Source organism: bacterium, assembly GCA_035549195.1.
Classification (GTDB): domain Bacteria; phylum Oederibacteriota; class Muellerivitia; order Muellerivitales; family Muellerivitaceae; genus DASZRK01.
The window spans coordinates 14,666-35,578 of the sequence record DASZRK010000020.1 but is presented as its reverse complement, the minus strand read 5'-3'; the positions used below and the strand labels follow the sequence as shown (position 1 = coordinate 35,578).

The window sequence follows — 20,913 nt, the reverse complement described above, 5'->3', positions numbered from 1 at the left end:
TGAACATCCAAGGCCTCTTGAATAATTTGAATTCATGGGATTCACCGACGCATTGAAGATGGGTGTGGATGGGCTCGGTTCCGTCATCGGCGGGATCCAGACCGCTGACGCCGCCGGGGATCTGGAGAAGAAACAAAAGGCCGCAGCCGCCAAGGCCCTGAAGGATGCCCAGGATTTCATGACCCGTCAAAAGGCTGAGCGCGACAACGCAGCCCAACTTTCGACCGCGTTCAACCAGCTGACTTCCTGGCAAGCCCAGAAGGGCGGCTCGATCTACACCACGAAAATGGGGTTGGCCGGTTGAGCCTCCCGACCCAGATCCTGCACGTGACGCTTTTGAGGCTTCTCCGGGGGGCTTGCGCCGCCTGGGAAAAATGGTTGATCGCCGAAGGTGTTTCGACCGACCTGATACGCAGTGGAGGCAAGTAGCACCTACTTCACCAAGCCCGCCTGACGCCAACCCCCGGTAACGGGGCCCGCCCACGGCCACCTTGGAACCTGACAAAAAAGGTTCCCGATGGCCGTTCCCCAACCTCCTTTTCCAGCCTACCAGGACGACGCGAAGATCTTCGTCAACCTGCTGACCCTCCGCAACGCGGTGGATCCGTGGGCCCGCGAGATCAACGACAACCTGCTCGTCCACCGCCTGCGCTGGTTGCTCCAGGCCAACCAGACCACCACCGCCGTCGATAATTTCTCCCACGACTTCAACGACAACATCTTCGATTCCACCACGGTCCTGGCCCTCCGCACGGCCATCGCCGGGTTCCTTTCGGGCTGCACGTCGCCCGCCTCCCCCTGGGTCATCCTGGGCGTGGACGAGGAACAACTGGCGGTCCGCTCGGCCGTCAAGGCCTTCCTGGACTACGCCAACAAGCGGCTCCTGACCGCCTTCGACCGGTCCAACTTCTACACCGAGATGGCCAGCCATTTCGCGGACCTGCTTTGCCTGCCTTCGGCCGTGACCCTCATCGAACAAGACCCCGTTTTCAAGGTGCGCTACAACACGCTGTCCTGGGGTACCTACGTCCTGGACATCGACGAGAACGGGGATGTGAACACCATCGGGCGGGAAGAGCAGTTCAAGGTCCGCCAATTGGTCCCCAAGTTCTGCAAGCTCACGGACGACGGGCAATACGACCTTTCCAACCTTTCCACCGAGGTGGCCGATTGGTGGAAGAGCGGCCTGACCGAGAACATGGAACGGTGGGTCGTCGTCCGCCATGTCATCCGGCCCAACCCCAACTTCACGCCCGACAAACCCCAGGCCAAGTACAAACGCTGGCTGAGCCGTTATTTCGAGAAGACGACCGGCGAACTGACCGGCAAATACCTGCGGGAAAGCGGCTACGACTGGTTCCCCGCCTTCGTTTCCCGCTGGTCCAAGCGCAGCCAGGAAGTCTACGCCAACGAATGCCCGGGCCTGCAGGTCTTGGCCGACATCAAGCAGCTCTACAAAACGACCGAGGACCTGAACCACGGGACCGACCTGGTCCTGGACCCTCCCTTGACCGGGCCGGATGCCTTCAACGACGAGATCATCCAGAAGGGCCCAGGCGGGTTCACCGCCGACAACTCGACCGACCCCAAGGCGGGCCTGCGCCCCCTCTTCGAGATCGCCCACGACCTCAAGTGGGTCTCGGAGAACAAGCGGGACCTGCGGAACATCGTGGAACGCGGGTTCTTCACGGACCTGTTCCTGGCCATTTCCCGCCTACGCGATTCGGTGACCGGCCAGGTCTCGGCCACCGAAGTGGACGCCCTGCGCGACGAGAAGATGGTCGAACTGGGCCCTGTGACCCAGATGGTCTTCCGGGCCCTGCGCCACTGCATCGACGTGACCTTCACCATCCTCAACGAGGCCGGCGAGATGCCCCCGCCCCCCGCCGAACTGGTCGGCCGCGACCTCCCGCCCGAATTCATTTCGCCTTTCGCCCGCGCCCAGAAGGTGGCCCTGCTGGGCCTCGTCGACAAGCTCCTGGCCTACGGCGAAAAGATGGTCCAGATGGGCGACCAAACGCCCTTGGTCAAGATCGACTTCGGCGCGGTCCTCGACCAGATCGGCAAGATCCTCAACCTGCCCGCCGGCTTCCTTCGGCCCGAGGACGTGGTGGCCCAGATGAGGGCCGCTTCCCAAAAGGCCGCCGCCGACCAGCACCAGGCCGAACTGATGCAACAGGCCTCCCAGACCGCCAAGAACCTCGGCCAGACCCCGACCGACGGGAACAACCTCGTCACCCAACTTTTGAAGATGGCGCAGGCGGGCAACCTGGCCCCGGCGGCCTGACGTGAACCCGGAACGCCGGTCCGAGAGGCAAGCGAAGTCGGCCGAGCAGACCGAGAAGGAACTGGCTTGGAAGCGCCAGATCATCGACCGCCAGACGAAGGACATGGTCCACCTGGTGCGGGACAAGGCCTTCCTGCGGTTCATCGGGCGGTGGACGAAGGAATGCGGGGTCCACACGGCCATCGAGAGCAACGAAAGCAACGACGCCCGCTTCCGCGAAGGGATGCGGAGGGTGGGCGAAAGGATGCTGGCCGAGGTCAAGGCGATCGACTTCGAGGCCGGTGTGGAGGCTGAACGGCTGATGTTCCGCGACGAACAGATGCGTCGCAGGCTCATCGACAAGGGCGAGAAGGTGAACCTCGCTTTGTATTTCGAGGAAAAACAGTAAAGGGGAGATCCATGGACGACAGCAAGCAGGGCGCGCAAGGCGGGGAGCCGACCCCCGGTCAAGGCGGCCCGGAAGCGGCCGGTGCGGAGATGCAAAAGACCCTCGAATCCGTCCTGGGTCTGGTGGGCAAGTTCGAGGACCCGAAGTTCGCCCTGGACGACAAGTCCCGGGAAGAACTGGTCGCGGGCCTGAAGGGCTACCAAACCAAACGCTCCGAGATCGAGGCCGCGCAAGCCGAGGCGAAGAAAAAGCAGGAAGAGGCCTCCAAGAACTGGAAGGCCCCCGACTACGCCAAGGTCAAGTTGCCCGATGGGTCGAAGGTCCCCGAGGACCACGTCGCGGGGCTCCAAAAACTGGCGGCCGAATTGAAGTGGGACGAATCCACTTACAAGACGGTGCTGGAGCGGGACCACGCCACGGTCGAAGCCTACCTGGGCAAGGTGGCCAACGACTTCAAGAAATACAACGAGGATTCGATCAACACCCTCAAGAAGGACTGGGGCGACAAGTTCCAGGAGAACACCACCAAGGCCCACAAGGTCACGGAGTTCTTCGAGAAACAGTTGCCCGGCGTGAAGGCGGAGATCGACCGGTTGGGCCTCTCCAACTCGGTCACGGCCAACAAGCTCTTCGTCATGCTCCACGACGCGCTGGAGATGGGGTCCGACAAGTTCGAGTTCAACGGGAACCAGGGCGCAGGGGACAAGACCCCCCTGAACCGCTCCGAGGCCGAAAAGGCCCAAGCCCTGATGAAGGTCTGAGAACCAGCCCGCAAGGGCAGAAAGAAGGATGAATGACTACTGCCGCTCAAAACAACGAGATGCACACGCTCCTGGATTGGAACCTGAAGCGCAATCCGGAGGGCGGAGAACTGGTCATCGCCGAACTGATGCACCAGAACAACCAATTCACCCAGATCGTGCCGTTCCGCGAGGCCAACGACGGCGTGGGCCACAAGGTGGGCGTCCGCACCAGCCTGCCCCAGGCGCACCTGAGCGCCTACGGTTTGCGGCATAAGGCCAGCCATTCGACCACCGCGGTCATCACCGAGCCGACGGCTTTCGCCGTGACCTGGGCCAAGGTGAACGCCGACCTGGCCGAATTGAACGGCGGCGACCCGGCCATCCTGTCCGAGGCGGCTCCCCACGCGGAAGCCCTCGCCCAGCTGGTCGAGAACGCCATGGTCAACGGGGACCACGTCACTGATCCGCTGGAACCGGTTGGCCTGGCCATCCGCCATTCCTCGCTTTCGGGCGAGGCGGGCAAGGTGACCATCGACGGGGGTGGGACCACCAACCTCCAATCGATCTACCTGGTCGGCATGGGCCCGGGCGCCGTTTACGGCATCTTCCCCAAGGGCTCCAAGACCGCCGGGATCCAGAGCGATTACATCGGGAAGGTCTCCGACCAGAACGATGACGGCGAATTGCTGGTCCACAAGTGGCGCTGGTCCCAGAAGTTCGGCTTGGCCGAAGAGGACCACCGTTTCACCCAGCGCATCGCCAACATCTCGTTGTCGGACCTGGAAGCCGGGACCGGCACGACCAAGAACCTCATCTACCTGATGAAGAAGGCCCGGGCCCGCGTCCAGAGCCGTTTCCGCATCAAGGTGGGGCCGCAAGGCATCAACCACTACTGGTTGATGAGTTCCAAGATGTTCGAGTACCTGCTGCATCAGATCGACTCGGCGGTTTCGCAAGGGTCGGGCATCCGGTACGAGAACGTGGACAACGGGTTCCTGAAGAACGTGACGATGCCCACCTTCATGGGCGTTCCGATCATCTTCTCCGAACAGATCCTGGACGGCACCGAAGAGCTGGTGTCGTAACCAACCCCCAACCCGCCCCCGGGCGACCGGGGGCTTCTTACCCTCTCATGAAAGCCCTGTAAGGGCGGAAAGAAGGATGAATGGAAGACCGCAATCTTTACTTCACGGACATGGACGGCGAGAACGTCTATTCCGGATCGGATTCGGGGGTGCTTTGCTCCCAGTCGATCGACCTGGCCACGGCCCGCAACATCGGGGTCGGAAGCCACAAGGTGTTCTGCGTGGTCGAGGTGACCGACGCTTTGGTCGGCGCCAACGACAGCCTGGACATCGATTTCGTGACGGCGGACAACGCCGCCCTGACATCGAGCTTGGTCGTCATCAAGCAGACGGCCATCCAGTTCGCGGCCGCCGCGGCGGAAGGCACCCGGGATTATTTCGAGGTCCCGGAATCCTTCAACTACAAGGAGTTCATCGGGATCCGGGTCTATGCCCGCGGTTCCGGAGCCCCTTCGGCGGGCGCCATCCGGGCGCGGTTGAGCCTGGAGCCGGGTGTTCGCCACCTCTACACCAGCGCCAGCACGCTGGGATAAGGGGAACGCTTTTCGGCCCCGGCATCCCGCCGGGGCCGCTTCTTTTGGCTGGTAACCATTGAACGTTCACGGAGGAAAGCATGCCGATCAAAGTTAGGGCGCTGAAGGAAGGCCGCTATAAGCGCAAGCGGCGGGTGGCCGGTTCGGTCTTCACGATCGACGACGAATCCCATTTCTCGGGCGTCGGGCAGAAGCACAAGACGAAGGAGGGCGGCCACATCGTTTTCGACGGTTGGATGGAGAAGGTGGACGACGACACTCCCGAAGGCGATCCGTTCGAGGAAGGTTCCCCGGACATGGCCGAGCCCGTCGATAAGGGGAGCGGCACGGCGACCGAGGCCATCGACAAGGCCAACGCCAAGCGGGACAAGAAGGCGGCCCAGAAAAAGGCGGCGGAGAACGGCGGGGATGCCCCGACCGGGCCCAAACCGCCCAAGCGCAAGGGGGCCGAAGCCTAGCCGACGCGGGGTATATCAGCGGTCAGATAGCCTGACTCATTATCAGGAGGCCGTGGGTTCGAATCCCACCCCCGCAACCAACAGGAAAGGAGGGATGGATCATGGGTGTTTTTTCGACGACGACCGATATCGCCAACCTGGCGCTTGGGTTCCTCAACCAAAAGCCGATCAGCGACTTTTCGGAAAGCGACCCGTCGGACAACAGCCTGACCACCCTCCAATTCTATTACCCCATCGCGCTGGAACAGGTCATCCGCGACGTGAAGATGGAACTGACCAGCAAGTTCGTCCAGCTGGTCAAACTGGTCGATAACCCCACCAAGGAATGGCTTTACGCCTATTACCTGCCTACGGAAGCCGCCAAGTTCAAGCGCATCTTCTCGGGCATCTATCCCGATTCCCTCGAGACCGAAGTGCCCCACCGCAAGGTCCCCGTCAATGCGGGCGCGGCCGTCGATGTGGCCGGCGTGACCCAGGCCGACCCGGCGGTGGTGACCGCCGACGGTCTGGAGGATGGTCAGGTCGTGAAGTTCGCCTCGGTCGGCGGCATGGTCGAACTGAACGGCAACAGCTATATCGTGGACGAGGCCGCGGCCACCACCTGCCAATTGCTGGACCTGGCAACGGGCGAGGCCATTGATTCCACCGACTTTACCGCTTACACGACCGGCGGCACGGTGACGCCACAGGCCCATCAACGCATCCTCACGAACATCGAGGAATGTTGGGTGGAATATTCGATCATCCCCGACCTGTCCCTCTGGCCCGCCGATTTCGGCATCGCGGTGGGCTATAAGTTGGCCATGCTCTCGGGGGTGCGCATCCTGGGGATCGAACACAAGGATTTCGTCGAAGGCCTGAAGGTGGATTACGTCATGGCCAAGAACAACGCCATGGCCAACGGGGCGAACGAAAGTTTCAAGGGCGTCCGGCCCCTGTCCGCCTCCACCTTGTCGCGCATGTCCCGCCGGGGCGTCCGGAGGCCTTCATGCTGACCCAGAGCCAGCGCGATGAAGTGAACGGACTGATCCGAAGCGCCCTCAAGGAATATTTCACTACCCGCAAGTTCCCCGGCCTGCTCCCTTCGGACGCGCCTTCCTCGGGCGTGGAACCCGGGACCGTGGAAGCGGGTGAAGTGGCGGTATTCAAGGACGCCGACGGCCACGGGTTGGAGGGGCGCTCTTTGGTCGTTTCCGAGGATGATGTCACGCTGACCCTCTATTCGGCCCTCGCCGTGGCTTTGAACAGCGGGAACCTGGCGATCGTAGAACCTTTCCCGGACGGCCATGTGGAGATCCGGGTCCCCGCGGGGGCCCGCTCCCTTTTCATCGTGGACGGTACTTATCACGCCATCTTGAACGCTTCCGGCTTGACGCTCCCCACTGCCGGGGACGGCCTGAGCATCAAAGAGGGCACCGACGGCATGTTGGGCACGGCCACCCTTTCCGCCGGCGTGGCGGTGGTGGACCATAGCCTGGTCACGGCCAATACCCGCATCTTGCTCTCGCCAATCAGCGCCTCGGCCAACGCGGGCAACCTGGACACGGCCACCCGGGACCCGGGTACTTCCTTCACGATCACTTCCGACAACGCGCTGGACGACCGGGAGATCGCCTACCTCCTGCTCGAACCGGCGGCCTGACCCATGCCCGTCCTATCCAAGGTGGCCTTCGGGGCCGGCGAGGTCACGCCCGCGGTCCGCACCCGCGTCGATTCCAACGCCCAGCATACGGGCCTGCGCACCCTGCGCAACGGCGTGGTCCGCAAGAGCGGGGGCGTCCGCAACCGGGCGGGCTTGCGTTACGTGGCCACTTGCTTCGATACCACGTCCCCCAAGCGTCTGGTGGAGTTCGATTTCGGCGGGGGCGACGCCTACGCCCTGGTCTTTGGGGGCCAGGACATCCGCTTTTACCGTGATCGCATCCAGGTTCGGGAAACGGCCAAGGAGATCACCGGCATCACCCAGGCCTCTCCTGGGGTTTTCACCTGTGCGGGCCACGCCCTTTCCGACGGCGACGAGATATACCTGGAAGGCGAAGAAGGCATGGTCGAGGTCAACAAGCGGTCCTTCCTGGCCGCCAAGATCGACGCCGACACCTTCTCGGTGACCGACTTCCGGGGCCTGCCCATCGACACCACCAACTACACCGCCTTCTCGGGCGGCTGTACCTTCGCCCGCACCTACCACGTGGGGAGCCCCTATTCCCCGGCGGACCTGCCCGCCCTTTCCTACGCTCAGACCTTTGACGTGATGAAGCTGGCCTCCATCCGCCATCCGATGCAGGACCTGATCCGTTCGGGCAACGCCAACTGGGCCATTTCCAATTCTTCCTTCGGGCCCTCCATCAGCGCCCCGACGGGCCTGGCGGTCGATCATTCGGGAAGCGCGGTCACATTCGCCGTCACGGCGGTGAAGGATTCGACGGGGGAAGAATCCCTCGCCGCCACCATCCAAGCCCAGGCCCCCACCAGCGGCACCCCGGTCACGGTCAGTTGGACGGCCGTTTCGGGCGCGGTCTTTTACCTGATTTACCGCGACGACGGCGACGGCATTTACGGCCTGGTCGGCTTGGCGGGGGCCGGGGCTTCCCCTTCGTTCAAGGACAAGGGGTTCGGCCCGGACGACACCAAGACCCCCAAGGGGGTCCAGGGCGCCATCCTGAACTTCGGCTTCAAGCTCGACCAATTGGACGACACCGACTTCCCCGTGACCGCCTTGCCGGGGGATGGGCGGGCCATCGCCTGGAGCCCCGCGGGGGACCTGGTGGCGGTCGGTTCGGCCTCGGCGGATTACCTTTTGGTCTATCTCTACCAAGCGGGCGTCTTCACCTTGATCTCCGCCATCGGCGGGTCGGACCTGCCCACCGGCACCGTCAACGCATTGGCCTGGTCGCCCGACGGCCAATACCTGGCGGCCGCCGTGTCGCCCGCTTCCGGCAGCACCCGTGCTTTCCTCTACAAGCGCACCGGCCAGACCTTGGCCTTGGTCAGTCCTTCCTCCTACACCCAGCCCACGGGCAACGCCTTCGGGGTGGCCTGGTCTTCTGATTCCAACTTGGTCGCCTGGGCCCACGCCACCACGCCCTATGTGACCGTCCACCAAAGGAGCGGTTCGACCTTCACCAAGATCGCCAACCCCTCCACCTTGCCCACGGCCCAGGCCAATTGCGTGGCCTTCACGCCCGGGGCTTATGCCCAATCCATCGGGGATCCGCAAGGATCTCCGACCACCGTTTATGAGGGTTATGGGCTTTACCCCAATGCCGAAACGCCGCCTTTTTCCGTTGCCTATAACTCGCCCGTGGCCACGATCCATGGTCTGGTGGTGGGTCATAACAATTCAGGCGGTCGGGCCCTCACCACCTACATGATTGTGCCCCAACACCAATCCAGCACCGTCAACCTGCTCTATTACAGCGGCATCACCCAGCCGGGTCAGAATGTCCTGGCCTGTTCCATCCCGCAAGGGGCCGGGGCTTCCCGCGTTCTCACGATCGGCCTGGCGGGCGGGGCCTATCTCAAGTGTTACACCATCGGGCCGGATCCTGTGGCCCAGTTCTACCACAACACCCTTTTGCCGGAACACAAGTTGCTTTTGGGGACCTATTCCTGGCCCGTGGTCACCAATCCCGTATCCGCTCCCGACGGCGCGGTCAACGGCATTGCCGACACCCAGAACGGCAACTATTGCGTCCTGGCCACGTCCGGCACGGTCAAGCTCTTGGCCTATTCCCGCATCGCCAATGTGCTGGTTCGGATCGACGATACCCTGACGGACATCGGCAACAACGGACGGGCCGCCTCTTGGTCGCCTGACAATGGTTTTTTGGGCGTGGCTTTCGATACCACGACGCCCTACGCGGCCATGTACGAGAATTCGGTCATCCATCCGGCAGTGGTCGGGTTCGGCCAACAGCGCCTGCGGATGGCCCAGACCAGCGATTCCCCCGATATCGAATACGATAGCGCCCAGAACGCCTTCACCGATTTCGCCGTGCGGCCCCTGGCCAACGACCGTGACAGCCTCCAGTTCCGGGTGGCGGGCAACAAGCTCAAGAAGATCATGCACCTTCTGGAAATGCAAAGACTGGTCCAGCTGACATCCTCGGGCCCCATCGTCCTGCAGGGCGACGCCAATGGCACCCTGACCCCCGCGGCCCAGAACCCGCGCCCGGCGGGAAACCACGGCGCCGGCTACGTGCGGCCGGTACCGGTGGGCGACAGCTACATCTACGTGGGGGCGGTCCTCAACACCCTTTACGACCTGAAGAAAGAGATCCTGACCAACGATTACACGGCCACGGACCTGACCCTGCTTTCCGCCCATCTCTTCGAAGGCAAGGCCATCAAGGCCCTTTGCTACCAGGAAAGGCCCGACAGCATCGTGTGGGGCGTCCTGTCCGACGGCACGGCCTTTTCCATGACCTTCGAGGCCAAGCAGGAGATCATCGGGTTCGGGCGGCACGATACCTACGGGGGCACCTTCGAGGATTGCTGTTGCATCCGCGGTACCGACGGCAACGATTGGGTGCATTTCATCGTCAACCGCAACGGCACCCGGTTCGTGGAGGTCATGGCCGACCGGTCGGTGTCCGGGTTGGAAGACCAGTATTTCGTCGATTGCGGCGTTTCCTATGACGGCCGCAACCAGGACGAGAACCTAGTGATGACCGTTTATTACACGGGCTCGGGCGTCGCCCTTTTGGGGTGCTCGGCCCCGGTCTTTCAGGCCTCCGACGTGGGCAAGGCCTTCCGGTTCCGGGTGCCTGATTCGGACGATTGGATCGACTTTCTCATTTCGGACATAAATACGTCCCAGGTCGCGGACGCCACCTTCCTCCAAGGAAGCGGGGAGGCCGCGTGGGCCATCCCCCAGACCACCGAATGGTCGCGCCTGACCAATACCATCGACGGGCTCTGGCACCTGGAAGGCCAGGAAGTTTCGGTGCTGGCCGATGGGTTCGTGCTTTCCAACCCCCTCAACCCCACCCTGAAACGCCTGGTGGACGGCGCAAAGGTGGCCGTCGATCCATTGACCGTTTCCAACGGCACCGTGACCCTCTTCGACGGCTATTACGAAGTGGTCCACGCGGGCCTGCCCTACGCCTGCGACATCGAGACCCTGGAGATCGACACCCAGGACCAAAGTCAGGCTCAACGGGCCAAGAACGTGGGCCAGATCACCTTGAAGGTGAACCGCACCAAGGGGTTGTTCTTCGGGCCCAAGGCGCCCGACGACGACACCGTGGAAGGCCTCAAACGCTCCCACAACCAGGACGACCGCGACGTGATCGGAACGCCCAACGTGGCCGCCTCGCCCCTGAACGACGACCTGATCGACTGTAAACCCGACGGGGATTGGAACCGGCACGGGCGTGTCTTCGTCCGCCAGGCGGACCCCTTGCCGGTGGAGATCGTGGGCATTTACTCGGGCATCAACCTTTAGGAGGGACGGATGGGCTTCATGAAGGATGTGGCGGACAACTTCAGCAACCCCTATGCCACCGGCGGCATGCTGATGGACGTTTCCAAGACCGTCCAACAAGGCATGCTCCAGGGCGCCTCTTACGGCACCCAGGCCTCGGCCTATTCGACCAACGCCTCCCTGGCCCGCCTGCAGGCGCAGGACGCGGTGGAAAGGGGCAAGCGACAGGTGGCGACCTATGCCCGGGCCTTCGACCAGGGTTATGGCGAGAAATACGCCTCGGCCGTCGGGGCGGGGGTGGATCCCACCGTGGGCAGCGCCTTGGCCGGTCTGGAGGATTACCAGCATGGCGGGGCCTTGGATGTGGTGAGCCTGCGCAACAACGCCTCGAAGGAGGCTTTCGGGCTCAACCAGGAGGCGGACCAATATGACCTGGAAGCCGAACAGGCCAAGATCAAACAGCGCCTGGCCGCGGGGTCGGGCCTGCTGACGGGCGGCATGAAGTTCATCAATTTCGGTTTGAGACCATCCGATAATAACAACGCCGTTCCAGGAAAATACTGATGCCCACCATCCCCGGGAACATCCAAGAGAACGCCCTACCGGGTGTCCGCGTCCGGCCCGATAACTCCATCCTCGAAGCCGCCCAGTTGGGCGCCCAACCCGGTGAGGAGGCTCAGAAGGCCGTGAAGGAAGAAGCGGCCCGGGTGGACAATTCGGTGGCCACCGAGGCCATGAGCCACCTGGTGGACCTGAAGAACAATATCCTCCACGGACCTGACGGGGCCTATTCCAAGCTCGGCAAGAACGCCGTGGACCTGGAAGGCACCTATCTGCCCGCCTGGCAGGCCGGGGCCCAGAAGGTCTTGGACGGCCTGACCGCCAATCAAAAGGCCATGCTTTCACCCGTCCTTTCCGAGCAGACCCGGGACCTGAAAGGCACCTTGGCGGTCCATGAGGACCAACAGCGCCAGAAGTATTTCCTCGATTCGTCCGAGGCGGCCATCCAATCCCTGCAGGCCGATACCCTGGCCAACTACAAGACCAACCCCGCCAAGGTGGACGAGAACCTGAAGGCCCAGGTTTCCGAGGTCGCCAAGCAGGCCAAGTGGATGGGCTGGAGCCCCGAGCGCACCCAATTGGAGGCCCAGAAGGTCGCCGATGCGAACCATCTTGGCATCATCCAGGACCTGATCCAGCACGACGACTACCCCCGGGCCCAGGCCTATTTCAACGAAAAGGCCAAGAGTGGACAGCTGAGCAAGGCATCCCAGGAGGCGATTCTTCCGCATCTTCAGAACGCCCAGGTGATCAGCCTTGGCACACAGCTTTGGGGCAAATACCAGGGCTTCAAACTGGCCGACGGCACCCCCGACGTAGGGCGCATGCTGGCCGACATCCAGAAACAGCCGGGCCTCACCGACGAGCAAAAGATCAAGGTCGAGAGCTTCATCCACGGCAAGGCGGGGGAACAACGGGTCATCCTGGCCCAAAAGGAACAGGCCACCGACGAGCAGTTCAAGAACGCCGCGGTGGAGGCCAAGAAGAACGGGGTGCCCCTCGAAAAGGCCCTGCTCTTCGTGCCCAACTTCTCGAAGGACCCTTCCGACCAGGCCCAAAAAGAAGACACCCTCCGCAAACTCTACGCCCCGCCGGCGGACAGCGACAAGGCGGCCCATTACCAGCTTTGGGAAGGCATCCAGAACGGCCGCGTGACGGCGGCGGACCTGGACCAGGCCAAGTCCCAGGGCCTCATCAATCCATCGGATTGGTTCTCGCTTCGCCAACAGCTTTTCGAGACCACAGCCAAAGGCACCAATATCCCCCTTAAGTCGGCCTATGAGCAGATCAAGACCATGGCCGATGGGTCGGTGGACAAGAAGAAGATCCCCGACTTTATGGATTACATGATCCGCCAGGGCCAGGGCAAGGACCCCTCGGAAGTCCTCAAGATGGCCCAGGACGAATTGAAAAAACCCCATTGGTGGGGGGGCACCCGGGCATGGGAAACCCATTTGAAGCAGGAGCAGGACGCCAACATGGCTTGGGGCACCCTCTACCAGGACCTGGGCAAGGACCAGGTGGGGGCCTTGGGCGAGGCGGTCATGCGGCAGAACAAGACCGATCGCTATTCCCCGGAGGACCTGAAACCCATCCTTGAGAAGTTCGGGGGTTATGACGCTTTCAAGAAAGGCACCCCCGCCAACGACGCCGTCCTCTGGCTCAAGGCCCAGGGCTGGCCCGTGGTGCCCGAGAACATCCAATGGGCGATCGCCCAACGGCAAGCCGGAACGAAGTGACCTGACCCTAAAAGGGTGGGTAAATAAATTGTGGAGGAAAGCATGGAACAAATTTGTGAAAGGGCCAATTACATGGACCCTGACCAAAACCCTGCCGGTGGCTTTGTGAAGGGTGTTGGCCTGGACATCCAATGGCAGAACGGGCCTTTGGGTCGTGATACCGACCGCAAGGAGCCTAACGGGACCTTCGTGGAAACCGTCATTCGGGCGGCACTTCAGCGCATCCAGTTTTATCAGGAAGGATTGACGCCTGGCGGCAAAGGCAAGTTCGCCTGCCGCGAGAACGCCATCGCCATCACCAAACTGGAAGAGGCGTTGCTTTGGCTGAACAAGCGAACCCAGGACCGGGAAAACCGAAAGGTCGAAGGGACGCACGTCGCTTAAAGCGTGGCCCCGGCTTCACGGGGCAATTTTTTTCTAGGAAGAACATGGGTTCAAATTTAAAAGAAATTCCTGATCCCAATTTTTCGTTCGGTGTTGGCAATGTTTTCCTGACACGAGAAACCCCGGGCCCGGCCCGGATGGCCGTAAAGATCTACATGGTGGTGGATGGGGAAGAGACAAGCCAGGTTATGACTGTGACCGAATCAAAAGCATTTTTGCGAGGATTTGTTAAATCCATTCGCCGAGCGGAGAACTTGAATAAATATGGCCACTGAAACCATCCTCGACCCTACCACGCCCCCGACGCCCGTGGGGCCCTTGGGCTCCGCCGATATCCCGGCCGCCAACAAGCCCCCGGTGGTCTGGGACGACCTGCCCGGCGGCAAGCCCGCGCCCCAGCCTCCGGTCCCGCCCGTCCAAGCCCTGCCCGTCGAACAGGCGGCCCAACAGGCCCAAGACACTGAACCTGACCGTGCCGCGCGCGTCCTTCGGCTTTCCCGCAAGATGCCCGATGTTCCGCCCGCCTTCATCGAGAACAACCTGGACGACCTGGAAAAGGCCGAGCGGTCCCTGGGTCCCGGCACGGCGACGGACCTGCACCAGAACTATCCCGTCACCGCCCAATACCTTTCCGACCCCCGCAACATGGCCGTTTCCCAGGACGACATCGAAGCCCTCAAGGGCCGCGAAAAGGCCGCGCAGGAAAGCTGGGGCGTGGGCCTGGCCAAGAACACCCTCATCCCCGGTTATGCCTTCGCCACCCACGCCGCGCCGGTGGCCAAGGCCCTGACCAAGGGCATCAACGAACTGGGGGCCAACCTGGCCGAAAGCCCCGCGGCCATCTACAACATCGTCCACAACGTGGGGCAAGGCCTCTTCGAGATCGCCAACCCCGACGTGGCGGGGAAACTGCCCAACCCTGAACTGGTGGGCCTGGATAATCCCGTTTCCCGCTTCTTCCGCCAGAACGCCGACTACGTGAACCTGCCCCAGGACCAGGAAAGCGTCCTCCAACTGGCCAAGGACGGCAACTTGGACGAGGCGGGAAAAGCCCTGTCGATGAAGGTCATCGAGGGGGTCCCGTCCCTCGGTCTTTTCCTCCTGGGCCCGGGCGCGGGCGCCGCCTTGATGGGCACCACCCAAGCCGCCTCGGCCCAACAGCGCGCGCAGGACCTGGGGGCCAACGGCGACAAAGCGGCCCTGGACAGCCTTTTTCAAGGCGTGACCGCCGGGATCTTGATGAAGTCCGGTTCCTTTGCGGCCATCGAGAACGTCATGAAGACCCTTTCGGTCCCCGCGGCCCAGGCCACCGCCAAGGCCATGCTGGCCCAGTTCGCCAAGCTGGCGGGGCTCAACGGATCCCTGGTGGGCGGCCAAGGGGTGCTTCAAAGCTACGCCAACGACCTGGCCGATTATTTTACGGGGGTCAACCCCGATGCCCTGAAAGGCTCGAACGCCCGGGCGGCCGAATCCGGCTTGGTGGGGTTCGCCACCGGCGTGGCGGGCACCGGCACAGCCCTGCCCCATTTGATGGAAGGGCGGGTGCGCCAAGCGCAGGATTCGATGGTCGAACAGGTGACCGGCCAGTTCAAGGCCGGTTACGACAAGTTCGTGGACCAGGTGAAGGCCTCCAAACTGCATGGGCGCGACCCCGTGGGCGACGCCCAATTGACGGCCCAGGCGGTCAAGGGAACCCCCCTGGAGAACGTCCATGTCCCCGTCGAGGCCTTGGACGCCTACTACCAAGAGAAGGGCCTGGACCCCTTCGAGGAACTTTTCAAGGCCGGTGCGGGGGATGAATACCAGGAAGCCAAGAGGACGGGCGGGGACCTGAAGGTGCCCATGGAAAAGTGGGCCAAGCTGGACCCCGCGGACCTGAAGGGTTTGGGCGACCACGTGCGCCCGGCCCCCGACATGCTGACCCCCGCCGAATTGGCCCAACAAAAGGAAATGGAAGCCCAGGTGAGGCAAGGCATCCAGGAAGCCAGCCAGAACCTGAAGGGCCACGAAGAAGAGATCGCCCAGGCCGCCAAGACCCCCGAGGCCAGGGATTTCATCCGCTCGGTCGCCGACCAGCTGGCCGCCACCGGCATGCGGCGCAGTGAGGCCTATAACTCCGCCCAAGTCCTCCACGGGTTCAGCGTTCTGGCCGAAAAGGCCAAGATGCCCCTGAACGAGTTCATCGACAAATACGCCCCCTCGATCAAGGGCGTTTCCGAGATCCAGAAGCCTGTGGCGGGCGAACTGCGGCAGGAGGGGGATTACCTCAAAAAGCTGAACGAGCGCACCCCCACTTCGGAGAAATTGCGCCTCATCAACGACCTTTTGGACAACCCCGACAAGGCGGCCGCCAGCGCGGATTTCATCGAAAAGCTCAAGGCCAAGATCGCCGAGAACCCTGTCGAATACTTGAACCGCCTGTCCAAAAACATGCAGGAGAACGGTTATATCGGCGATTACGTTGACAGCGAGGGCCAAGCGTGGCAAATTCATGTTGGGGATACTTCCGGCATCCTGGAGGCGCACAATGAACGAACCCAAAGTCCTGAAGTTCAAGACGCATCAGGAGTTCCTTCAGAGCGATCAATACAAGGACCTGCAACAGGCCCTGAAGGAAAGACCGGAAACGGTCAAGATAACGGTCGATCCCAAGCTGGAAAAGGAACTGCTCGACCTGGCTTCCTCCAAGGACTAATTCAAAAAGCCAAAGACCTTTTCTTCCCCCGCCGTTCCTCCGCCAATGAGACCCGGGCCATCCAAGAGCCCGGGGACAGCCCCAAGAACCAAAAAGAGTATTTCCAGACCTCCAGCCAAACCGACACGCCAGCGTTCAAAAAGTGGTTCGGCGATTCGAAGGTTGTGGACGCCAATGGGAAACCGTTGGTGGTCTACCATGGGACATCATTCCCAAATTTTGAAAAATTTGATTTAAAGACGCGTGGCGGATTGGGTGGTCGCGCGGGCTTTTGGTTTGCCTCTGAGGGAATGGCCGCCAGCCAATTTGCGAAAACTAGATTTGCTGGAGAAGGACCTGCGCTATATCCAGTTTATTTGGGTATCAAAAATCCGGTTACTTATCAAAACTGGAGTGAGTTCGTAGAACATATTAATAAACTGCGTAATGGCTCGTCTGTGGAAGTGGGTGTCGAAAAGTTAAGAAAGCAAGCAATTTCAAAAGGGTATGATGGAATTTTTATAAAGGAAAGCAACACTGATGGCGGAGGAATACGCCAAGATTGGGTTGCTTTTAAACCCGAACAAATAAAATCCGCCACGGGAAACCGCGGAACCTTCGACCCGAACGATCCCAACATTCTCCACCAGGACCAAGGCAAGGTCGTCAAGGGCCGTTTCTACATCGACCCTTCCGGCAAATACTTCATCGACCTGGCCAAGACCAAGGACCTTTCGACCTTCCTCCACGAAGCGGGCCACGCTTATCTTGAGATCCTCCAAGACCTCTCGAAGAACCCAACGGCCACCCCCGAGATCAAGGCCATCTGGCAGGACGCCGCCGATTACCTGGGCCTGAAAGAGGGCGAAAACCTCACCCGGGACCAGCACGAAAAATGGGCCAAGAGCTTCGAGGCCTACCTGTCCGAAGGCAAGGCCCCCTCCAAGGGCCTGCGCAACGCCTTCCGCCATTTCAAAACCTGGTTGACCAAGCTCTACCGCAACGCCCAGGAAACCCTCGGCGTTCAGCTGGACCCCAAGATCCGCTCGGTCTTCGACCGCATCCTGGCCACCGAGGATGAGATCGCGGCCGCCCAGCACGAAAGCGGCTTCACCGACGCGCCGCTGATGGGTCTGCCCAAGGATGTGAACGACCAGATCGTGACCCTCAAGAAACAGGCGCGCATCCTGGCCGAGGACGAACTGACGGCCAAGAAGGTGGCCGAGGATTCGCCTGAGTTCCAAGCCAAGCTGGCCCGTGAGCGGGAAAGGCTGGTGAAAGTGGTGGGCGACGAGACGGCCCAGACCCCGCTTTACCGCGCCGCCGATGGCTTGGGCAAGGACTACCAGGCCCGCGCCCGGGAGTTCTTGAAAGGCAAAGCCGAGCCTGACGCCCAGGCCGAAATGGAAACCCTGGCCACCCAGCACGGTTTTGACAACGGCAAGGACCTGGCCCGGCAGTTGGTCGCCCCCGAGGCCTCGCCCGAAGCCCGCCAAGCCCTCATCGAACAAGAGGCCGACCGCCGCCTGGCTTCCCAAAAGACCGACTGGCGCATGGAAGCCTTGAAGGACCTGCACACCAACCACATGACCGACGTACTGGCCCTGGAAGGCCAGATCCTCAAGGACCTTTTGACCCGCACCGGCGCCGGGGAAGTGAAGGCCAAGTTGACCCAGGCCAAGCGCAACGCCGCGGCCCTCGAGGCCCGTCTGGCCCGCGAACAGGCCAAGGCGATCCTGTCCGCCAAACCCCACGGCGAGGCCACCGACCCCCGCCGCTACATCACCCAGGAAAAGCGCGCGGCCGTAAAGAAGGGCCAAGCCCTGGCCAAGAAGGACGTGGCCCGGGCGGTGCAGGCCCAGAGGGAAATGGTCTACAACCACGCCCTGGCGGCCCAGGCCATGCGCAACAAGGTCTTGGCCGAAAAGGCCCTCAAGCGCCTGCGGGACCTGGGGGCGCGGGGCCAGGACCTTCTCAAGGCCCCCTATGGTTTCGTGCGGCAGATCGACGGGCTTTTGTCCAAATACGGGGTATCCCCCAAGCGTGACGAGCAGGAAAGCACCCTCATGGCCACGGCGATCGACATGGCCCAGAAGGGCCTCCCGGCCGACGAGATCGCCAACGAAACGGGCTTCATCCAGGGCGAACAAGGGTCCTGGCGGCAGGAAACCCTGCCTGAATTCATCGACCGCATCGACGACGATTTCACCGCCATCAAGGCCACTTTCCCCGGCCGCCTGATGACCGGCGAGAACCGCCATTTGGACAATGTTTCCATGGCGGACCTGCTGGACCTGAAAGATGCCGCCAACCAGATCCTGCGGCTGGGGCGGGATTACAACCGCTTCAAGGGCGAGTTCTCCACCCTCGATATCCGCGAGGCGGCGGGGCGTATCCTCGAACACACCCGCAAATCCATGGGCGTGGAACAGATCGATCCCTTGACCGGGGCCAAAAGCTACAAGATGCCCCAGGGCGAGGACCTGTTGCCCGGCCACGCCACCAAGAACAAATACGTCGAGTTCATGAAGAAACTGGCCGAGAAGCCCGCGGGGCTGGCGGTGGACTGGAACTTGAACATCCTGTCCCTCTGCGAGGTCATGGACGGGGGCCATGACGGGCCCATGCACGAATTCTTCTACCGGGGCCTCAAGGCGGCCGAAAGCGAGAAACTGCGCCGGTTGGACGAGGCCAAGAAGGCCATGAACGAACTCTTGGCCCAGCATTTCACCGAGAAGGAACTGGCCGACTACAAGGACCTGAATCAGGGGGTGCGCATCGCGCCCCTGAACCGGGTCTTCACCAAGGCCGAGATCCTGGCCATGCGGCTCAACTGGGGCAACGAAGGCAACCGGAACCGCCTGATGAACACCTTGAAAATGCCCGAGGAAGCCATCGAGAAGGAGATCTTCGAGCATCCCGAAATGCGGCCCACGGCCAAGCGGGATTGGGACTTCGCCCAGGGCGTCTGGGACCACTTGCAGACCTATTGGCCCGACATCGTGAAGACCGAAATGGCCTGCCGGGGCGTGGAGGCGCAGGGCGTGGACCCCTTGGCCTTCGCCAACGATCATGGCCGCTACCGGGGCGGTTATTACCCGATCGACTACGACCCCGCCAAGAGCGCCGACGCCTACCTGAACAGCGAACAAAAGACCGCCCTCTATAAGCGTTACAGTTCGGCGGCCGCCCACACGGACCGTGGCCACGCCGAGAACCGGGTCAAGAACGTCGACCGGCCCCTGAAGCTGGACCCCCTGAACGTGCTTTTCGGGCATCTGGAGAACGTCATCCACGACATTTCCTACCGCCCGGCCATCATCGACGCCGCTAAGCTCTTGAAGCGGCCCGAAATGAAGAAGGCCCTCTTGGAAGGCTTCGGCTTGAGCGGTTTCCGGGCGGCGGACCGGTGGCTCAAATACATCGCCAGCGACCAGCGCGAGAACCTGACGGACCTGGATCGGATCCTACGGGGCTTCCGCTACCGCACGACCACGGCCATCCTGGGCTTCAAGGTGGCCAACCTGCCCATGGACCTGACGGGCAACACCATCAACGCGCTCCATTCTATCGGTTTCGAGCGGACGGGCTCGATGATGAAGGACTACCTGTCGAACCGCAAAGAGATCGACGAGACCATCAACGCCCTTTCGCCCCGCATGGCCCACCGCGACACCATGCGGGACAAGACCTTATCTGACATGGCCCGTCGCTGGCAGGGCAAGGACAGCTGGATCAAGACCCATGCCCTGGTCTTCTCGAACCTCTCGGACGCCTGCGTCAGCCGGCCCCTGTGGTGGAAGATCTACAACGAGGCCTTGGAGGGGGGCAAGGACCAGCGCGCGGCGGTGGACCTGGCGGATGAAGAGATCGCCCGGTCCGTGGGGAGTGGTTCGGCGTTGGACCTGTCGGGGCTTCAAATGGGGGGGGAAATGAAACAGGCGGTGGCCATGTTGGGTAGCTGGACCAACATGATGTTCAACAAGGCCTGGATCCAGGGGCATATCTCGGGGCTGGAATACAGCCGCGGCAACAAGATGAAAGCCGCCATCGTGGCCGCCCACGCGGCTTTTTACCTATGGTTCCTGCAGGCTGCCAACGAGAACCTGTGGCGGGAACTGATCCGTAACGGCCAGGACAACGAGGACGAAAGGACCAAGCGCATCATCAGCCGTTTTGTTCAACAGCCCTTCAGCTACGTTTGGGGCCTGAAGGACATGGTTCCGATCGTGGCGAATACGGGCTTGGGCATGGCGTTTGGGCCCGGGGGCAACAGTTTTACCTTTTCGCCCATGGAACAGTCTCTTGAAAGCGTCATCAAGGCGGTCGGTCAAACCGTGAATATCGCCTTCGACGAGGACAAGCATTTCGACGAGGCCTGGGCCAAGGCCCAGATCAAGGCCGTGACCACGCTTTATGGCTTCCCCCAGCAGATCGACACCTGGGCCTTTAACTTCCTGGATTGGGTGGCCGACAACGGGGATGCGACGTGGAAGGACCTGATCAGCCCGAAGCTGAAAAAGTAGCTTTTGAAGAAAGACCCTTGGCTTCCGGGGCGGACCTGGCGCGCCCGGGCGGCCCGGCGGCGGATGGACCTGCTCAAGCGCCTGCCGCCCGGGAAGGTGCTGGAGGCCAT

The 20,913-nt window shown here is 62.0% G+C and carries 16 protein-coding genes and 1 tRNA gene; all 17 read left to right on the top strand.

Going from position 1 to position 20,913, the window contains the following annotated elements:
• Positions 1-34: 34 nt before the first annotated feature.
• The 17 genes from VHE12_05855 to VHE12_05775 all read left to right on the top strand — a co-directional run bounded on the left by VHE12_05855 (position 35) and on the right by VHE12_05775 (position 20,803).
• Positions 35-304 (top strand): hypothetical protein, encoded by a 270-nt coding sequence (locus tag VHE12_05855; GenBank protein ID HVZ80314.1) that lies wholly within the window; start codon positions 35-37, stop codon positions 302-304.
• On the top strand, positions 301-429 hold the full coding sequence (locus VHE12_05850) for a hypothetical protein (protein HVZ80313.1): 129 nt from the start codon (positions 301-303) through the stop codon (positions 427-429). Before VHE12_05855 ends, VHE12_05850 begins: the two co-directional genes overlap by 4 nt.
• 88 nt (positions 430-517) lie before the next feature.
• Positions 518-2,287 (top strand): portal protein, encoded by a 1,770-nt coding sequence (locus tag VHE12_05845; GenBank protein ID HVZ80312.1) that lies wholly within the window; start codon positions 518-520, stop codon positions 2,285-2,287.
• Position 2,288: 1 nt separating this feature from the next.
• Complete coding sequence (locus VHE12_05840) at positions 2,289-2,675, top strand: hypothetical protein (GenBank protein ID HVZ80311.1); 387 nt, start codon at positions 2,289-2,291, stop codon at positions 2,673-2,675.
• A gap of 11 nt (positions 2,676-2,686) precedes the next feature.
• Positions 2,687-3,436: a hypothetical protein gene (locus VHE12_05835; GenBank protein ID HVZ80310.1), complete on the top strand. Its 750-nt coding sequence runs from the start codon at positions 2,687-2,689 to the stop codon at positions 3,434-3,436.
• A gap of 32 nt (positions 3,437-3,468) precedes the next feature.
• On the top strand, positions 3,469-4,503 hold the full coding sequence (locus tag VHE12_05830) for a hypothetical protein (GenBank protein ID HVZ80309.1): 1,035 nt from the start codon (positions 3,469-3,471) through the stop codon (positions 4,501-4,503).
• Between the two features lie 80 nt (positions 4,504-4,583).
• Complete coding sequence (locus VHE12_05825; protein HVZ80308.1) at positions 4,584-5,036, top strand: hypothetical protein; 453 nt, start codon at positions 4,584-4,586, stop codon at positions 5,034-5,036.
• An 80-nt stretch (positions 5,037-5,116) separates the two neighbouring features.
• Entirely contained in the window at positions 5,117-5,494 is a 378-nt protein-coding gene (locus VHE12_05820) for a hypothetical protein (protein HVZ80307.1), read from the top strand.
• Positions 5,495-5,498: 4 nt separating this feature from the next.
• Positions 5,499-5,574, top strand: a tRNA-Met gene (locus VHE12_05815).
• Positions 5,575-5,595: 21 nt separating this feature from the next.
• Positions 5,596-6,489 carry a hypothetical protein gene (locus VHE12_05810; GenBank protein HVZ80306.1) on the top strand — a complete coding sequence of 298 codons (894 nt, stop codon included), beginning with the start codon at positions 5,596-5,598 and terminating at the stop codon, positions 6,487-6,489.
• Complete coding sequence (locus VHE12_05805) at positions 6,483-7,136, top strand: hypothetical protein (protein ID HVZ80305.1); 654 nt, start codon at positions 6,483-6,485, stop codon at positions 7,134-7,136. Before VHE12_05810 ends, VHE12_05805 begins: the two co-directional genes overlap by 7 nt.
• Positions 7,137-7,139: 3 nt before the next feature.
• Positions 7,140-10,940 (top strand): hypothetical protein, encoded by a 3,801-nt coding sequence (locus VHE12_05800; protein ID HVZ80304.1) that lies wholly within the window; start codon positions 7,140-7,142, stop codon positions 10,938-10,940.
• A 9-nt stretch (positions 10,941-10,949) separates the two neighbouring features.
• Entirely contained in the window at positions 10,950-11,483 is a 534-nt protein-coding gene (locus VHE12_05795) for a hypothetical protein (protein HVZ80303.1), read from the top strand.
• Complete coding sequence (locus tag VHE12_05790) at positions 11,483-13,219, top strand: hypothetical protein (protein HVZ80302.1); 1,737 nt, start codon at positions 11,483-11,485, stop codon at positions 13,217-13,219. The genes VHE12_05795 and VHE12_05790 overlap by 1 nt, the downstream gene beginning before the upstream one ends.
• 72 nt (positions 13,220-13,291) lie before the next feature.
• Entirely contained in the window at positions 13,292-13,603 is a 312-nt protein-coding gene (locus VHE12_05785) for a hypothetical protein (GenBank protein ID HVZ80301.1), read from the top strand.
• Positions 13,540-13,878 carry a hypothetical protein gene (locus tag VHE12_05780; GenBank protein HVZ80300.1) on the top strand — a complete coding sequence of 113 codons (339 nt, stop codon included), beginning with the start codon at positions 13,540-13,542 and terminating at the stop codon, positions 13,876-13,878. The genes VHE12_05785 and VHE12_05780 overlap by 64 nt, the downstream gene beginning before the upstream one ends.
• On the top strand, positions 13,868-20,803 hold the full coding sequence (locus VHE12_05775) for a hypothetical protein (GenBank protein ID HVZ80299.1): 6,936 nt from the start codon (positions 13,868-13,870) through the stop codon (positions 20,801-20,803). The genes VHE12_05780 and VHE12_05775 overlap by 11 nt, the downstream gene beginning before the upstream one ends.
• Positions 20,804-20,913: the final 110 nt, after the last annotated feature.

Coding starts and splice junctions, on each gene's coding strand:
- VHE12_05855 (HVZ80314.1), top strand. CDS start 35: ATGGGATTCACCGACGCATTGAAGATGGGTGTGGATGGGCTCGGTTCC.
- VHE12_05800 (HVZ80304.1), top strand. CDS start 7,140: ATGCCCGTCCTATCCAAGGTGGCCTTCGGGGCCGGCGAGGTCACGCCC.
- VHE12_05835 (HVZ80310.1), top strand. CDS start 2,687: ATGGACGACAGCAAGCAGGGCGCGCAAGGCGGGGAGCCGACCCCCGGT.
- VHE12_05825 (HVZ80308.1), top strand. CDS start 4,584: ATGGAAGACCGCAATCTTTACTTCACGGACATGGACGGCGAGAACGTC.
- VHE12_05805 (HVZ80305.1), top strand. CDS start 6,483: ATGCTGACCCAGAGCCAGCGCGATGAAGTGAACGGACTGATCCGAAGC.
- VHE12_05790 (HVZ80302.1), top strand. CDS start 11,483: ATGCCCACCATCCCCGGGAACATCCAAGAGAACGCCCTACCGGGTGTC.
- VHE12_05795 (HVZ80303.1), top strand. CDS start 10,950: ATGGGCTTCATGAAGGATGTGGCGGACAACTTCAGCAACCCCTATGCC.
- VHE12_05845 (HVZ80312.1), top strand. CDS start 518: ATGGCCGTTCCCCAACCTCCTTTTCCAGCCTACCAGGACGACGCGAAG.
- VHE12_05820 (HVZ80307.1), top strand. CDS start 5,117: ATGCCGATCAAAGTTAGGGCGCTGAAGGAAGGCCGCTATAAGCGCAAG.
- VHE12_05785 (HVZ80301.1), top strand. CDS start 13,292: ATGGACCCTGACCAAAACCCTGCCGGTGGCTTTGTGAAGGGTGTTGGC.
- VHE12_05775 (HVZ80299.1), top strand. CDS start 13,868: ATGGCCACTGAAACCATCCTCGACCCTACCACGCCCCCGACGCCCGTG.
- VHE12_05810 (HVZ80306.1), top strand. CDS start 5,596: ATGGGTGTTTTTTCGACGACGACCGATATCGCCAACCTGGCGCTTGGG.
- VHE12_05830 (HVZ80309.1), top strand. CDS start 3,469: ATGACTACTGCCGCTCAAAACAACGAGATGCACACGCTCCTGGATTGG.